This window comes from Photobacterium sp. J15, assembly GCF_963870815.1.
GTDB lineage: Bacteria > Pseudomonadota > Gammaproteobacteria > Enterobacterales > Vibrionaceae > Photobacterium > Photobacterium marinum.
The window spans coordinates 1,344,085-1,360,464 of sequence record NZ_CAWMUI010000001.1; the positions used below are offsets into that span (position 1 = coordinate 1,344,085).

Below are 16,380 nucleotides of genomic sequence, written 5' to 3' on the forward strand. Positions count from 1 at the left end.
CTGTCTTACGTCAAGCATCAAGTGTTGTTATTGCCTGAAAGGGTAAATTGATGAAGTAATCGCTCTAATTGCTCCACTAACTGCTCAAGATTTACACTAATCTCACGAGATTGTAGCGCATGGGTGGAAGTATCGTCGGCATGACTGGTAATGATTTCGACTTTTGACCGAATAGAGTCGGCCATATTTGCCTGATTACTGGTTTGTTGCTGGATATCGGTAGCATGAGTATTAACTACCTGAATTTCTGAACCGATTTCTGCTAATGCCTGAGAAAGCTGTTCAATAGTAGCCATTTTGCTGTAAGCCGTTTCGCAGGTTGTTTCTACCGCGTGGGCGGATGCTTCACAGTCATTATGCAGTGCTTCGATAATTGACTGGATATCACCGGTAGCCTGATGAGTTCGTGTTGCTAAGTTTCTGACCTCGTCAGCAACGACCGCAAAGCCTCGGCCTTGTTCTCCGGCTCGGGCAGCCTCAATCGCGGCATTGAGTGCCAGCAGGTTGGTTTGCTCGGCAATGGAACGGATGACATCGAGAATGCTGGCGACTTGCTGGCTTTGTTCGTTAAGGCTGTCGATTTGTACTTTTACATTTTCAATGTCACTGACGAGATGTTTGATGTCATTACCTGCGTCATCAGCCAGTTTAGTTCCGAGCATGGCTGACTGTGCAGCCTTACTGCTGAGTGTGGAAGATTCGGTTGTGCGATGCTCGACTTCATGTTGGTGGTGTTGCATGTCGTCAATTGAAACCAGCATTTCCGAGGTCTCACTTTTCTGGCTGTCTGCTGCATTAGACGTATCCGCCGAAACTTTTATCAGCTTGTTGGCCTGGCTGGTGAGAGATTCAGACGTTTGCTGGACCTGCTCTAAGCTCAAGGAGAAATTATCCAGCAACTGATCATAACTCTGGCACAGTTCACCGATCTCATCGGTACGGTTTTCATTGAGGCGTCCGCTCAGATCCTTGTTGATGCTGGTGCGCTTCATGTAGTTCGACACCCGGCGCAGCGGACGGACGATAATCCGGCGGATCATGAATAGGGCAAACAGAAAACCGGTAGCCGCAATGGCAGACATAATACCGCCGGCTGCGAGCAGCTGTTCATGAATGCGCTGGTAGATCGGGATGAGGTTGTATTCCATTCTGACGACACCCAATACTTCACCTTCCGGTACTATGTGGCATTGCAGGCAGTTAGTACCGCGATAGTCTTTACTGGCTTTCATCGGCAGGGCGACAAGCAGGGTATTTCCGTTATGTATGGTTTCTGAAATTTGTTCGCCTTCAAGGGCGCGGCGGTCAAATTCATCAATAGCAGCCTGATTATCAAGCCCCGGGCCGAAAATGTTGGTTATAGCCGGGCTACGGATAACACGGACACTTTCTATGCCGTTATGAGAGAGAACTTTTTCCCGCAGGGTTTCCCGCTGAGACATGGTGCCTGTCAGCATCATCATGTTCAGGCTGTCAAAGTAGTTTCCTGCTTTATCGAGTGTCTGCTCGCTAATCACTGATTCAAGCAGTTGTTTTTGCTGTCGGGATTCGAAGCTCAGTGAAGCGATAAGTACGACGGTGAATACCGTAAATAAGGTGAAGAGGAGCTTATGAGCGATAGTCAGACGCATCTTCCGTGATCTCTTGTGTAGGGCTTGACTTGTTGGCGACGACTAAAGTCCAGCGTCATTGTCTGGGCTTTGTCGCAATCGTTATTTTATTAATTACTAATATTGTAATGTCGGTAATTGTTAAAAAGTAGTGTTGATGTGGTTGTTCTGAGCTTAAACTTGCTGGCTTGATCACAAAGCTGTCAGATTGTCGAAAGTGCCGGATTTTCTGGTCTGGAAAGACAAAAGCCCGACATGCGGGCTTTTGTTATAAGTTATCAATTGGTTAATAAAGGCTGTTGGGGTTCAGCCCTTTTTCAGAAGTTAACTGCCGGATTGGTTCTGAAACGCACATGCCTGACCGTCATTAAGAATTGTGCCTGCTGGTGGCGTAGTGGGCTGTTCCTGGCCATCCGGGGCTTCAATCGGTACAACATCAGGCACTGCTGTGGCATCAATCAATGTCACGATGTCACTCCAGATTTCCCCTTCATCACCGGTAAATTGTAAGGTTTCATCTGTTGTCCAGCGGGTCTGGTGATTGAATGCTTTGATGGCAAAACCCAAGCCGTCAGTGTCTGTCACAGTGATTCGTTCATTCATAGAACCGTCAGCGGCTTCGTAGTACAGAGTACCGTCTTCTTCTAATTTCCAGAGAATGTCGAAGTTAAATCCGCAGCCGTCTGAGTCGACGTATTTACCGAGGAAGAATTCGCCGGAGAAGTTATCGCTCAGTTTCAGGAATCGGGAGCTGTCACCGAAGAAGCGAAGGGCTTTGTCATCGCTTAGCTCGCCGCTCTGGCCAATCAGCATGGTTTCTGTGAAGCGAGGTACTCGTTGCTCCCAAACGACTTTACATGCAGCCGCCTGTTGTTCGTATTCTGCCAGCGTGCGTTTTGTAACCGGGGTTGTTGTTGTCTGCTCCCATCCTGAATCGAGAGCCTCACAGGCTGTCAGCTGATCCGGGGCATATTCTTTGGTAAGAATGGTGAAGATCAGATCGCCGGAGGTATTACTGTTTTCTTCCCGGGAAGAGTAGGCTTTAACCGCAAGAATGTTGCGGCTGTAGTCAATATTTGTCAGTGCCCAATAATCAAAATCATTCGGTTTAGATGTATCCGGGATGAGTTTGAGGTACCCCTCTTTGGTCAGTGTCCAGCTTCGACTTCCGTTAACAGCGCGGCCGTTTCTGTATTGCTCCCAGCTGTTGTTGCTGCGCAGAATCATCGCCGAGATTTCCCCGTCTTCTGATATCTGTACCAGATGCTGGTCGGTAAGTGCATTAACAGATTGATTAGTAAATCGCTCATCACCACCACATTCGGTTACAGCGTTCAGGAATAAGCTTTCATTTGCCTGCTCAGTGTTGCCGAAACTACAAACGCCGAACGGAGGCAGGTTATCTCTGCTGGCGACAGCAAAAATTTGGTTTTTGGCGTTGTTATCGAAACCTGAATAGTGGAACTCTTTATTATCCAGCAGAGTTTCGCCGATGTTGATGAAACCACGGTCTTCAACAAGGAACAGGTTGTTATGTTCGAAATCATAATTAACGGCCAGCTGTTTAATCACATCCGGAACGTCAAACCGGAACATAGACTTACCGGCAAACTGAGCCGGAGCCCAGGAACTGACTTCTAGCACTGACCAGTTGTTAGCGGCGATATTCACCCAATAGCGAAGAGTGAACAGGTTGTCACTAATCATTTCAACAATGACGTTATCGGCAATTTTGAAGCCGTTGACGTCCTGTACCGTCAGGGCTACCGAATCCGTTGCTGTCAGCACATCTTCGAGGCTTGCGTAGCTGGTACCCGGTAAATTGACCGGTGATACCTGACAGGCGGTACTACCGTTGCGGTTATCACACAACAGGTAAGTTTCACTTTCTGGTCGCCAGGTAAAATAGAAGCCGAATGCACCATCCTGAAAGATTTCATCAGATTTGATATAGCGCGTTAAGAAATGATCATTTTTGCCGGATAAAAAGTCGTGCATGCGTTTGTTTGCTAACGGGTAGAAACTGGCTTCCAGGGTGATCCCCATTTTGTCGTCAGCATTAAGAGCCGCATCGGTAAGAACCATGGTCTCATTGGTCGCCAGTTCGACTTTAAGATAATCAAACAGGCCGACCCAGCCATTGTTGGTCAGTACCTGATGCTTCACATCATCAGTCCCGAAAGCGGTTGTGCCACTCAGGTAAGTGAAGAACTCGGTTAAAGAGATATCTTCATCACCGTTTTTATTCCATCGGTATTCGGTTTTCTGGGTTTCCTGACCGTCATATTCCATTTTGTCAGCCATGATGCTACTGCCATTATTGTCGGCAGCGGAACCAAGGCGCCAGTAACCACTATTGAGGATGGCTGAAATGTCAGCTCGGGCTGCTGTTTGCTCTGTAACGAAACGTTCCATCCGTCCTTTCGTCATGCTCTGAACAATCGACAGTGACATCAAATCACTCAGACGCACATTTACAAGCCCTAGTTTGGGAATGAGAGTCGCTTCAAAATCATCAGCAATGCTGTTGATGTCTTCCAGCGCAAATAGAATTTTGCTTCGGGACGCTTCTCTGACTGCTTCATCAAAGACTCCCCAGCTCTCATCAAGCTGTACACGTTGAGTCAGGGCGTAATAGGCAAGAGTAGATTTGAGTGTAACGGTTAACCTTTCATCAGCCAACGGTGTGATATAAACATCCGTCGGCAGTGATTCGCCGATTGTGAATTCAGGTGTATCAAAGAGATCAATTAGAAGAACTGCATTTAGCCTGATGTTGGTTTGGGCTTTCAGGATATAAGTGCCATCCCCCTGACTTTCCCAACTGGTGATATTGATTTGCTCCAGGATTTTCCCTTTACCGTCCAACCACACAGCAGCAAAGTTATCTTCTGTTAGATTGGCCTGAGCTAGAGCGAAAGCTTTGTTGATAATACCGGAACTAGTTTGTTGAGCAGTAAGAAGGGCTTCCGGCGTATCAACTGTGATTCGAAATTCACTCTCGACCGGAGCGGCTTCACCTTGAGGGGTTGGAGGGGCGTCGTTACCGCCACCACCACATGCAGTTATAAGTAAACTACTGATTAATATCAGGCAACATCCTATATAAGCGCGCATAACCTAGATCCCAATCATTATTCTGTTTTCGGTCAGTATAGGGGGACGGGGAATTGGCTGTGTTAAAGCAGGAGCGTTGTCTCGGACATAGTTCAGGGATCCAATATTTAAGAAAATTTTGTCAATCACGCATTATTTTGAGGGAAGATTTGTTCCAGGGGGAGTATTGGAGATGCGAGATGCAAGGAGTGGAAGTGAGTCGTGAGCGAAAGAGATGACACTGCGGCCGATTAGATATAGGGTGGCCGCAGTTGTGATTGAAGCATCGAGCGTGTATTAAGCAATTGCCAGGTATTTGTGAGTCTGGATAGACAGGCGCCAGTTGCGTTTTACACAGGTTTCAATGCACAGTTCTGTCGCCCTTGGTTTCTGGCTGATTGGTTGTAACGCAATGCTCACATCAGATTTTAGATTAACGCCTTCCAGCAGGTTATCCAGTTGTTCGATATCTTTGCCAGTGCCGACCGGATGTTTGATTTCATCGGCACGTTCAAGAGCAACAGGCAGTACTTCCAATTTAGCCTTCATGTTGATTTTTGGTGACACCGTCACCCAAGTGTCAGTAGTTGCATTGATTTCAGATGTGCCACTGGTTTCGATCTGGCAGCGGAAACCGGCTTCTTCAAGTGCTTCGGTAAGCGGAACAAGATCATAAATACAGGGTTCACCACCCGTGATCACAACATGCTTCGCGGTATAACCCTGATCTTTAAGAAGCTGAACAATGCCTTGCGCATCCAGCTTGGTCCATAGCGGTGAATCTGCTTTTTTCGCCATAATTTCTTCCAGCGAAGTAAAGTCCTGTGGTTCTGCCGTCCAGGTTTGTTTGGTATCACACCATGCGCAACCAACAGGGCAAACCTGCAAACGGACAAAAATGGCTGGAACACCGGTAAAGACACCTTCACCCTGGATGGTTTCAAAGACTTCGTTAATTTTGTACACCGCTAACCTCGTGGCGAATTAAACATCATTTTGCGATAACTCATCTGCAAAATTGCAGCAGGCCATTATGTCAAAACTATCAGCGATTGTCTTCTGCTCTGTAGGCCTACGAGGCTCCCTAGGGACCACTTTTGGTGGGTTTGCCCTCAATTAGATAAAATTGAAAGAATCGGGACATTGCCTGTAATGATGGAATTAGTAGGAAGTTACTGATTGTGGCAACATTTTGTCATCAGATAGGCGCAATATTTAAATTTTGCTCATAAAAAAATCATGGGCTGATTGGGGAGTAAACGTTGTTTTCTGCACAAAAAGTATGTTATTCGTTTCATTACTCGTGATGAGTATCACGTCCTTGATACAATTGGCTTCACAATTACTTCGCAAAGTAAAAAAATTCATTTCGGATCTATTATTAATTCACTAAGTTTCTCGGGAGTAATGGCATGTACGTCGCTCAGCCAGGTCACATTGATCACATAAAAAGAAATAATGCCGGCAGCGTCTATAAACTGATTGATCAGTATGGCCCGATCTCCCGCATTGAGCTTTCAAAGCGTAGCCTGCTGGCACCTGCCAGCATTACCAAAATTACCCGTGAGTTAATTGATGCGCATTTAATAAAGGAAATGCCGTATCAGGAATCGACTAGTCGCGGTCGTCCGGCTATCGGTTTGGTTCCGGCAAATGAAGGTTGGCAGTTTCTGTCTGCCCGATTGGGACGGGGCTACCTGACGATTGCATTGCATGAACTTGGTGGCGATATCCTGGTTGAAGAACGTCAGGATGTGAATGTTTTCAATCAGGATGAAGTGCTGGATAAGCTTCTGACTGAAATCGATGCTTTCTTTGTTCGGCATGTCGATGAATTGGATCGCATTACCGCTATTGCAGTTTCTCTGCCGGGGCTGATCAATACTGAGAGTGGTGTTGTGATTCAGATGCCGCATTATGATGTTCATAACATGGAGTTAGGCCCGGCAATTCATCAGGCGACAGGTTTACCTGTTTTTATCGGTAATGACACCCGTTCATGGGCACTGGCTGAGAAGTTATTCGGTAACTCGCGAGATGTGGCAAACTCGATCCTGATTTCGGTTCATCATGGTGTTGGTGCCGGTATTATTCTCGACAATGTGGTATTGCAGGGACGTATCGGTAATATCGGTGAGTTAGGTCATATTCAAATTAAGCCTTACGGCAAACGTTGTTACTGTGGTAATCACGGCTGTCTGGAAACGGTTGCCAGCCTTAATGCGGTGATGGAGCAGGTAGAGCAGCGCCTGCGTGAAGGTCATCCTTCAGTGCTGCATGGCAAAGTGGTAACCATTGAGAAGATCTGTGATGCCGCCGTTGAAGGCGATACGCTGGCAAGACAGGTTATTGTCGAGTTGGGCCATAACCTTGGTCAGGCCATAGCGATTATGGTTAATCTGTTTAATCCGGAAAAGATTTTGATTGGTGGTGAGTTTAACCGTGCTCAAAGTGTCCTTTACCCGGCTATTATGGAATGTATCCGTACCCAGTCGCTGCCTGTTTATAATAAAGACTTGGTGATTGAACAAAGCAGTTTTTATACCCAGGCCACCATGCCGGGAGCTGCATTGGTTAAGCAGGCAATGTATGACGGTCATTTGCTGATGAAGCTGATAGACGGTTAGGCTCTGCTCCGTGCAATGTAGCGAAAATTGTACGTATCAAAGGTTCTATGAAGCCGGACAGTAGGTCCGGTTTTTTTGTGCCTGTATATCATGGTTTGTTTTTTTATAGTGCTTTGAAACCAAAGCGATTTTATTTGAAGCCTGCCAGAAATTCTCTCTTTCTTTGTATAGCGAATATATTTTAAAGGATATATTCATTGAGTTGCATTTTCTAAAAAGTTACGTCAAATAGACTGGAGTGTTTATGAAATATCAGTTCTTTATTAAGCCGAACACTGATCGTAAGGCGTATACATTTCTTCGCTCTGATTCAGAAACGTTTTTGAAGGAAAAACAGCAGTTAATTGATCAGGGTTTTGAGGTTGATGGAGATTATATTCACGCAGAAAGTGACAAGGAAGCAATCGATAAGTTCTTATCAGGCTTTATTTACCCATTAGAAGAATATAGCGCAGCTAACCCTGTTACTGCTCTTGTTATGTCTGTTACTCATCTTTTGAAGTCATCATTCAAGCGAAATAAAAAGTAACGAAGAAGAATGAGTGTGGCCATAACTGGTGGTTACCTAAAATTACTGTGAACGATAAACAAGTAAAAATAGCCGGAATGCGCAGTTCAGTCGGGCAGGAAATGTCTATTTTTCCTGCTCTTGGTATTGAAGGTGCCAGATATCAGCCACAAGCATGATTGAGATAAGCCGTGATATCCGGAACAGTATGTGCAAACGTAAATCATTATATTTATTTAATATTTTTAATGAGTTATCAAAAAGGTTGGCTATGAATGTGAATTATCCTAGGCAGATGCTGGCGCTGGGACTGAGCTTGTGGATTGGGGGATCTGCAACGGTAATGGCACAGCAGGTAACAGGCGTACAGGTTTCTGTTGAGCAGCCATCTGCGACTTATCCTTTACCAACAGGAGAAAGATGGCTGGAGCATGCCAGTCAGGGCCTGGCTCCTTACTGGTTGATGGATACCGCTAAGGGGGCACCGATCGGGAATTTCCCGACGTTTCGCTGTGATGACGGTTCACTGCCGAATGTAAAACAGCCGTGTCGAGAGCTGGATCAGGGCTGGATCCGCAGTAATTTTGGTCGTGATTATACCCGGATGAAATCACGGCAGGTTTATGCCTACGGGGTGCTTTACCATATGACGGGTGATCCCGAAGCGCTGAAACTGGCTAAGGCCGGGGTGGATTATTTGTTGTCAGAGCTGAGAGACCGCGAACACGGTGGGATGATCAGCTTCCGTCAGGATGGTAAAGCCGGCCTGAAATGGCAGCAACGCACTTCTCAGGATCAGGCATATGCTATTGTCGGTCTGGCTTTCTATTACTACCTCACCCGCGATCCTGACGTTGAAAAGGCGTTGATTGAGCAGCAGGCGTTTATTTTCGATAAGTATCGCGACAAGGCGACCAACCAGTTGTTATGGGTGATAGAAGATGGTGATGAGCAATACCGTACGCAGCAGGAACTGGTTGCCCAGTTGGATCAGATTAATGCGTATCTGTTACTTGTAACACCTTTGCTCCCAGAGCCTTACCAGAAGAAATGGCGAGATGATCTTACCTGGCTGACTCGTGAAATGGTGCTGCAATTCCATTCAAAAGATGAACAGCGCTTCTTTGGTGCGATTCACCATCCGGCGGTAAAAATGCCGGATGCCCGCCACAATGACTACGGACATACGATTAAAGCTTACTGGATGACTTACCTGGTCGGCCGTTATCTCAATCAGCCAGATTGGGAAAAACTGGGTAAAGAAGGGATGAATATTACCCTTGAGCGGGCGGCTTACGGGATTCAGAACGATCAGGCTAAATCATTATTATCAGAAGGCCTGTATAGCCAATGGAAAGACTTGCAGGAAATTCCAACTTGGCGCAGCGGTAAGTACAACTGGTATATCTCTTCATGGCAGTGGGCGGAACTGGATCAGGCCGCATATACACTGAACATGCTTAAGCCGGGTACGAAAAACAAACAGCTTTATTACACGCTGAATCAGTATTTCGATGTCTGGGTTGATCATCAGTATGGCGGGGTAGGGATGAACCCTAAATCTACCAAGCAGTTCCAGTGGGGCAATGGCTATCACCAGTTTGAGCATGCTCTGGTTGGCTATTTAGGCTCGCAGGCGGCTTACAATAAACAGGCGCGTTTGTACTATGCTTTGCCTTCCGACTATAACGGTAAGTTGCAGCCATATTATTTCCACGGTGAACGAACAAAAATCGAAGAAGGTAAACAATTAGAAGGTTTTGGCGGGTTGTACAAAGTGGCCGTGAACTACCAGAATATTCGTCCTTAATCGTCTCTGGTGAATGTTTCTCGTATACAGCGCTTGTATACGGGAAGAACGTTGAAGCAAAAATGATAACCGGCTATTTCCTCAGTCTTTCGGGAAATAGCCGGTTTTGTACTTATCTCAATCGTTTAGTCAAAGGAAATGATTGGCTTCATTCAGTCTTTGTTTTCCAGCAGCTTTTCAAGAATGTGGTAAAGGCGCTCGGTATGCTGGATTAGCAACTGGTGGGCTAGCTCAACATCACGGTCAAGCACTGCTTTCATTATGGCTTCGTGCTCACCATCATCATGATATTGCTGTTCGGAAGTAAAAGCCTCATTGAGCAGAAACTGACGATAACGTTCCTGTTGATCATAAATGTAGTACATCAGATCCGAGGTAAATTCGGTGCCCGGTGTGCGGATCAGTGACAAGTGAAATTCTTTGTGGCGAAGCTCCCACTCGTCGTAGTCAAAATCAGGTGAGGATGGATCCAGTCGACTCAGTTTATGGTAAGCAGTAAGAATCGATAACTCCCATTCTTCACCGCCATGTTCAATGGCATTCTTCAGGGCTACGCCACTGATTGCCCGGCGGATCTTGAGGATTTCACGCAGTTCATTCAACGACACATCCGCAACCCAAAAGCCTTTTTGCGGCTTCATCACTACGTATTTTTGCCAGCTGAGCTGAACCATAGCTTCGCGTAATGGTGATCCACCGACCTGATATTTTTCCTTGAGTTCATTGAGAACCAGTTTCTGTCCGGCTTCAAACTCACCACATAAAATATCGTGGCGGATCTGATGTTGTACCCGATCACTCAAGGTCGCAAATTTATCTTTGCTGATGTCACTCATTGCGTTGTTCCTTTGCTCCATCAATTCCGTCACCGGGACTCAGCTGGTCATGATGCTGCGGATATGTTGGTTTGCTTCTATTTAATAATATATTTCAACCAGATAACTATCATATTGCAGGCTTTTGATGTCAATAAGGTCAGTCGCATTATCAATCAGCGCCTGATCGCATTTTTCTATGCCAGTGAGTATCTGGTCGATTAATCTGCAAAATAAGTGATCAGGTACACATTTCAATCATTCTTAGCAGCTTCAATAGCGAAATATAATTTATGTTGCATATCTAAATGTCGATTATTGCTATAAAATCGATTTTTGTTCAATAGGGTGAAAAATATCGATTTTATAGTGCTTTGAGTTAATAAAAGCCATGAGTTAATTGGTCATGATCATTGTCATCGCTGCTTGCAGATTTGTGACAGCAGACATTTCCCAATACACATTAAAAACGATCAGATCATGTCACTTTCGGATGTTCGCCGTTAGTACGGTGTTTTCATCTGTATCAGAAGCAGTGTAGAGAAAAGGGGCCTTCGAGTACGGGTTCATTAGTTATTTCATTGGTTTTCCAAACGATCACAGTATGGGTTTAATTATGAACAAAGAAGTGAATGTTGATGCTCTTTTCCTGGGGCCGAAATCTGAAAACCGGGTTTTTTATAAAGAGATGATGGAGTACGCCATCACCGAGCACATGCACTGGCGTTCGGGTTTCCATCCGGAAGATTCAGCGCTTGTGACGCCTCGAGCCCAGCATCAGCCCGATTTTCGCGATACGTTATACCGTACCGAAGGTATCCTTCGTGACCTGTCTTCCCGCCTGAAGAATAAATCTGTTCCCTGGTTTTCACCGCGTTACCTTGGCCATATGAATGCTGATACTTTCATGGTGTCGCACCTGGCGTACGTAATGACGATGCTATACAACCAGAACAACTGTGCTGTGGAAGCCTCGCCTGTGACCACCGATTTAGAACTGGAAGCCGGTGAGGATTTATGCCGGATGTTCGGCTTTGATGTCAGTAAATCCTGGGGCCATATTACTTCCGGCGGTACGGTTGCCAACTATGAAGGTCTTTGGGTTGCCCGTAACTTGAAGTCTATGCCATTGGCGATAGCACGCCACGAAGGTGCAAAAGATTTGGTGGCAGGTATGACTGAGCACCAGCTGCTGAATATGAAGCCGACCGATGTGCTTGATTTGACCGATGAGTTGAAAAAGCGCGGTATTTTCGAAGAAGTAAGAGAGCTGTCTGTCCGTGGTGCCGGCGTTGAGCCGGGCAAATTGGGTAAATTGCTTGTTCCGCGTTCAAAGCACTATTCATGGCTGAAAGCGATGGATCTGCTGGGTCTCGGACAGGAAAATATTGTCCAGCTGGATGTGGATGGTAATTACCGTACCGATGTGCAGAAGATGCGTGAAACTACGCTGAGATTGATGGAAGAGGGGACACCGATTCTGGGTATGGTTTCAGTGGTGGGTACTACAGAAGAAGGCTCCGTTGATGCTGTTCATGAAGTGCTGAAATTGCGCGAAGAGTGTGAGGAGAAATTCGGTTCTTCCTTCTTCATCCATGTTGATGCGGCTTATGGCGGTTATGTCCGCTCTATGTTCCTGGATGAGAATGATCAGTTCATGGAATACGATGCGCTGGTGGCGGCATATCGTGAAAGTGAGATCGTTCCTGAAGGTGTGGTCTGGCCGAAGCGTGATGTTTACGATGCGTTTAAAGCCATGTCTGAAGTGGATTCCATTACCGTGGACCCGCATAAAGTAGGCTATATCCAATACTCTGCCGGTGCCATCACCATGAAAGACAAACGCATCGTTGATTTGATTTCTTATCATGCGGCGTATGTGTTTGAGGAAGCCGGAGAAGATAGCGGTGACGAGCATTCAGTGATGTTGGGCTCATCCATTATGGAAGGTTCTAAAGCCGGTGCAGCCGCTGCTGCGGTCTGGGCTGCACACCGTCTGGTTCCGCTTAACATTACCGGCTATGGTCACGTTATCGGTCGCGGGATTGTGACTGCTGATTGGTTTGCCAGCAAGCTGGCTACTGCTGAACCGTTTGTGATACAGGGACGCAGCTTTGAAGTTCGTCCGCTGATGCATCCGGATTTCCACATGGTTAACTTCACTATCAAGGAAATTGGCAATGACAGCCTGGCGGATCATAACAGCCTGAACCAGCGTATTTATGAGCTGTGCTCTTATGCTTCAGGTCGTGCATACAGTAAAGATTTCCTGACCTCTTCGACGTCTTTGAGTGTTGACGAATACGGCGATACACCGTGTGCGTACACCAGCCTGCGTGGTTTTACTGATGAAGAGTGGCAGAAGGAAGGTTCTGTTTATATTCTGCGAGCAGCCATTATGACGCCGTTCCTGCGTGATGAGATGCGCTTCAGCCAGTACTGGAGCAACCTGCGTGATATCTTCACTCAGATCCTGACTGAGATTGTGGACGAGGAAAATAAAAAAGCCATGTCACACAGCGCGGCTTAACAGAAGCACTACAGGTTCTGAATTATTCGCTATAAAACAGAAAGAGGCGTCTCCTTGCGGAGCCGCCTCTTTATTTTCATTTGGCATCTGATCAATCTGATCAGAAGCGATCCTGAATCACAAGATATCTTTCCCGGATGTGCTCAATCAGCGCCTGGATACGTTTTGCCGGTTTGCGGGTGTAAGGGTAAACCGCATAGATCCCAACGACTTTGCCGGTGTCATCCGGCAGCACTTCAATCAGTTCGCCTTTTTGCAAATCATCATAAATCAGGCAAGTCGGCAGGTAAGACAGGCCGTTACCGGCAAGGGTCGACTTGCGCAGCGCGGCGGCATTGTCGGAGGTAAAGTTTCCGGCCACTTTGAGAGTATAGAGCTCACCGTTGCGGATAAACTGCCAGTCAAACGGTCCGGTACTTTGCTGGTTATAACCCAGACAGTTGTGATGAAGCAGGGACTTCGGCGATGTCGGTGTACCGTTCTTTTCTAGGTATTCCGGAGAAGCGCAGATCACCCAGCGCGAGTTGAAAATATGGCGGGCAATCAGGCTGGAATCTTCGAGATATCCGGTACGGATCACCAGGTCGATATTTTCCGACAGCAGGTCGACAAAATGGTTATCCAACGACATATCGACGGTCATGCCGGGATGTTTCTGGCAAAAGTCAGATACGGCTTCGGCCAGCAAAAGCTCACCGGATATAGTCGGTACTGACATTCGGATATGGCCTGACAGGCTTTCGCTGAATCCGGTAACCGCATCGAAAGCAGACTGAGCAACAGGGCGGATATCTTTCGCTCTGTGATACAGGATTTCACCCGGCTCGGTGAGGGTGAGCTTACGGGTTGTCCGGTAGATTAACTGAACGCCAAGTTCCGTCTCCAGTTTACTGATACGCTTACTGATAACGGATTTGGTCATTTGATTGAGTTCAGCCACCTTACTGAACGAGCCGTGCTCTATTACCTGGGTAAATAAAACTAGATCATCAATGCTTGGCATAGCAACGCATACTCCTCGAAACTCACCGCATTATAGGTGAATGTAGTGGTGGCAGAAATATAAAAAAGATGCAGCCATTACGGCTGCATCTTTCGGTGTCATTTCTGAGCCACCGTCCCTTAATTTATAAAAAGCAAGGCAGTGGAGATTGCTTTTAACAATCAGGACGAACGGATTACATATCGTTGATGATGATGTAGGTCGCGTACACTGGGCCGTGAACACCCACAACTTTGATCAGTTCGATATCTGCCGTTGAACTCGGGCCAGAGATGAAGTTAACGCATGAAGGAATACGCTCACCATTCTTGGCTTTTTCATGCAGGGCTGCGGTCGCTTGAGTCAGACGGGCAACCAGCGCACTTTGCGGAACAACAAACACAGATGCTTCAGGCAGCAGGCTGACAGCACGGCCTTGAGCCGGGTTGCTGTACAGCACCATAGTGCCTGATTCAGCCAGTGCCTGCTCGGCAAATACCACACCGACTTTTGCACGCTCAGCAATCTCGATGTTCGGCTCGTAACCGGCAGCCTGGTTCCATACATACACAGTATGTTTTTCTGTCGCCAGTTCAGACGGATCCAGCATTGCCAGCAGACGTTCATCTGCCGAAAGAATGGTTTCGCCTTCGCCGTCGGTTTCACCTTCTTCTTCGTTGTTGCAGTAGTGCAGACAAACCGATTTCAGGGTTGCATTCAGTTCGGCTTTAGTGGTTTCAATCGCACGGGCACCGAGGGCTGTTTCTGTGTAATGAATCAGTTCGGCTTTCAGCTCTTCCTGACTCTTGTCTGCCATTACTTCGTGGTGACAAGTGTACTTCAGAGCCGGGCGCTCAACAGGTGTTGTTTTGCGCTCGCGGCCTAGTTTTTCTGCGATGTTGTTCAGGAAACTGTCGCGGTTGTAGATGCGCTGATCAGCTTGCTGATCCATATTTTGTACTGAGTCGTTGTTAGCCATAATTTACCCCTTATCCCTTGCGATTTTTGAACCAGCTACGGAAAGACTGACCATCAGGATCTGGCAGGTCACGTGATTCAGTCCACGCGCTTACACCAACATTCACAGGCAGTTTACCGTTGCGGATCAGGCCGCTGGCCACTGTTGCACCAACTTTCACCGTTGTGTCCCACAGCAGTGGGCGTGCGTTGATGAAGTTGAAGGCGCCAACAGTTGCGCGTTCCATCAGCGGTGTTTGTTTGCTTTCCGCCATCTTCTGACGATGCTTCAGCAACAGGTCAGACAGCGGGATTTTAACCGGACATACGTCGTGACATGCACGGCACAGGCTACAAGCGTATGGCAGGTCTTTGAAATCGTCGTAGCCGCCAAGCAGTGGCGACAGTACGGCACCGATAGGGCCAGAGTAGATCGAACCGTAAGACTGACCACCGATATGACGGTATGCCGGACAAGTGTTCACACATGCAGCGCAACGTACACAACGCAGGATATCGCGGAACTCTGAACCCAGGATATCTGAGCGGCCGTTATCGATAATAACCAGGTGGAATTCTTCCGGGCCGTCACAGTGTTCGTCTTCACGCGGGCCGGTCAGGGCAGTTACGTAACCGGTCAGAGGCAGACCAACAGCACTGCGGCACAGCAGGCTGACAACAATGTCCAGCTCTTCGAAAGACGGAACGATACGCTCCATACCCATTACGGCGATGTGCGTTTTCGGCAGGCTGGTAGCCAGGCGGGCGTTACCTTCGTTAGTCACCAGGGTTACCGTGCCGGATTCAGCAACGGCAAAGTTACAGCCGGTAATACCGATGTCAGCTTCCAGGAAATCGTGGCGGATGTAGTTACGAACGTAGCGAGTCAGTTCTTCCGGATCATCAGAGCCGTCGTAGCCGATTTTATCTTTGAACACGTCACGGATTTGCATACGGTTCTTATGCAGTGCCGGTACTACGATGTGCGATGGTGGATCGCAGTCATCCACTTGCAGGATGTATTCGCCAAGGTCGGTTTCAACCACTTCACACTCGTTGCGCTCAATGATTTTGTTAAGGCCGATTTCTTCAGTCACCATCGACTTGGATTTAACGACCTTCTTGGCATTTTTCTGCTTAACGATGTTTTCTACGTAATCTGTCGCTTCTTCCGCAGTACGGGCGAAGAATACATGACCACCGTTCTTCTGAACGTTTTCGCTCAGTTGGTGAAGGTAGTAATCCAGGTTTTCCAGAACGTGGTTACGGATGTCCATGCCCATTTCGCGCCACTGTTCCCAGTTACCCAGCTTTTCAGCAGCTTTGGCACGGTTGGTAAACATGCGCTCCTGAGCGTTTGCTACAGATTTACGCATGAAGTCGTCTTTCATCTGAACGTCAAGACGGTCTTTAAATTTGATATTGCTGGTTTTCATCGACATAAC

The 16,380-nt window shown here is 47.1% G+C and carries 11 protein-coding genes; 4 read left to right on the forward strand and 7 right to left on the reverse strand.

Annotated elements, in window-relative coordinates:
• Positions 1-17 precede the first annotated feature (17 nt).
• The 3 genes from AACQ93_RS06410 to queE all read right to left on the reverse strand — a co-directional run bounded on the left by AACQ93_RS06410 (position 18) and on the right by queE (position 5,672).
• Positions 18-1,631 (reverse strand): methyl-accepting chemotaxis protein, encoded by a 1,614-nt coding sequence (locus tag AACQ93_RS06410; protein ID WP_064602990.1) that lies wholly within the window; start codon positions 1,629-1,631, stop codon positions 18-20.
• Between the two features lie 303 nt (positions 1,632-1,934).
• Entirely contained in the window at positions 1,935-4,727 is a 2,793-nt protein-coding gene (locus AACQ93_RS06415) for a hypothetical protein (RefSeq protein WP_064602992.1), read from the reverse strand.
• Between the two features lie 276 nt (positions 4,728-5,003).
• On the reverse strand, positions 5,004-5,672 hold the full coding sequence (gene queE, locus AACQ93_RS06420; RefSeq protein WP_064602994.1) for a 7-carboxy-7-deazaguanine synthase QueE: 669 nt from the start codon (positions 5,670-5,672) through the stop codon (positions 5,004-5,006).
• Positions 5,673-6,118: 446 nt separating this feature from the next.
• Here queE and mlc point away from each other — a divergent pair, with 446 nt between their 5' ends.
• The 3 genes from mlc to AACQ93_RS06435 all read left to right on the forward strand — a co-directional run bounded on the left by mlc (position 6,119) and on the right by AACQ93_RS06435 (position 9,651).
• Complete coding sequence (gene mlc, locus AACQ93_RS06425; protein ID WP_064602997.1) at positions 6,119-7,333, forward strand: sugar metabolism global transcriptional regulator Mlc; 1,215 nt, start codon at positions 6,119-6,121, stop codon at positions 7,331-7,333.
• A gap of 244 nt (positions 7,334-7,577) precedes the next feature.
• On the forward strand, positions 7,578-7,862 hold the full coding sequence (locus AACQ93_RS06430) for a hypothetical protein (RefSeq protein ID WP_064602998.1): 285 nt from the start codon (positions 7,578-7,580) through the stop codon (positions 7,860-7,862).
• A gap of 274 nt (positions 7,863-8,136) precedes the next feature.
• Positions 8,137-9,651, forward strand: coding sequence for an AGE family epimerase/isomerase (locus AACQ93_RS06435; RefSeq protein WP_369808738.1), 1,515 nt, complete (start codon positions 8,137-8,139; stop codon positions 9,649-9,651).
• Between the two features lie 152 nt (positions 9,652-9,803).
• On the opposite strand, the gene AACQ93_RS06440 is transcribed toward AACQ93_RS06435, so the two are convergent.
• The gene (locus AACQ93_RS06440) at positions 9,804-10,487 is read right to left on the reverse strand and encodes a GntR family transcriptional regulator (protein ID WP_007462243.1); all 684 of its coding nucleotides are present in this window, start codon (positions 10,485-10,487) and stop codon (positions 9,804-9,806) included.
• A gap of 595 nt (positions 10,488-11,082) precedes the next feature.
• Here AACQ93_RS06440 and AACQ93_RS06445 point away from each other — a divergent pair.
• On the forward strand, positions 11,083-12,996 hold the full coding sequence (locus tag AACQ93_RS06445; RefSeq protein ID WP_157097517.1) for a pyridoxal phosphate-dependent decarboxylase family protein: 1,914 nt from the start codon (positions 11,083-11,085) through the stop codon (positions 12,994-12,996).
• A 100-nt stretch (positions 12,997-13,096) separates the two neighbouring features.
• On the opposite strand, the gene AACQ93_RS06450 is transcribed toward AACQ93_RS06445, so the two are convergent.
• The 3 genes from AACQ93_RS06450 to AACQ93_RS06460 form a co-directional block, all read right to left on the reverse strand.
• Positions 13,097-13,999, reverse strand: coding sequence for a LysR family transcriptional regulator (locus AACQ93_RS06450; protein WP_064603002.1), 903 nt, complete (start codon positions 13,997-13,999; stop codon positions 13,097-13,099).
• Positions 14,000-14,174: 175 nt separating this feature from the next.
• On the reverse strand, positions 14,175-14,930 hold the full coding sequence (locus AACQ93_RS06455) for a LutC/YkgG family protein (RefSeq protein ID WP_064606528.1): 756 nt from the start codon (positions 14,928-14,930) through the stop codon (positions 14,175-14,177).
• A gap of 37 nt (positions 14,931-14,967) precedes the next feature.
• The gene (locus tag AACQ93_RS06460; protein WP_007462254.1) at positions 14,968-16,377 is read right to left on the reverse strand and encodes a LutB/LldF family L-lactate oxidation iron-sulfur protein; all 1,410 of its coding nucleotides are present in this window, start codon (positions 16,375-16,377) and stop codon (positions 14,968-14,970) included.
• Between the last annotated feature and the right edge of the window lie 3 nt (positions 16,378-16,380).

Coding starts and splice junctions, on each gene's coding strand:
- AACQ93_RS06430 (WP_064602998.1), top strand. CDS start 7,578: ATGAAATATCAGTTCTTTATTAAGCCGAACACTGATCGTAAGGCGTAT.
- AACQ93_RS06435 (WP_369808738.1), top strand. CDS start 8,137: ATGCTGGCGCTGGGACTGAGCTTGTGGATTGGGGGATCTGCAACGGTA.
- AACQ93_RS06450 (WP_064603002.1), bottom strand. CDS start 13,999: ATGCCAAGCATTGATGATCTAGTTTTATTTACCCAGGTAATAGAGCAC.
- AACQ93_RS06445 (WP_157097517.1), top strand. CDS start 11,083: ATGAACAAAGAAGTGAATGTTGATGCTCTTTTCCTGGGGCCGAAATCT.
- AACQ93_RS06410 (WP_064602990.1), bottom strand. CDS start 1,631: ATGCGTCTGACTATCGCTCATAAGCTCCTCTTCACCTTATTTACGGTA.
- AACQ93_RS06460 (WP_007462254.1), bottom strand. CDS start 16,377: ATGTCGATGAAAACCAGCAATATCAAATTTAAAGACCGTCTTGACGTT.
- AACQ93_RS06415 (WP_064602992.1), bottom strand. CDS start 4,727: ATGCGCGCTTATATAGGATGTTGCCTGATATTAATCAGTAGTTTACTT.
- AACQ93_RS06455 (WP_064606528.1), bottom strand. CDS start 14,930: ATGGATCAGCAAGCTGATCAGCGCATCTACAACCGCGACAGTTTCCTG.
- AACQ93_RS06440 (WP_007462243.1), bottom strand. CDS start 10,487: ATGAGTGACATCAGCAAAGATAAATTTGCGACCTTGAGTGATCGGGTA.
- mlc (WP_064602997.1), top strand. CDS start 6,119: ATGTACGTCGCTCAGCCAGGTCACATTGATCACATAAAAAGAAATAAT.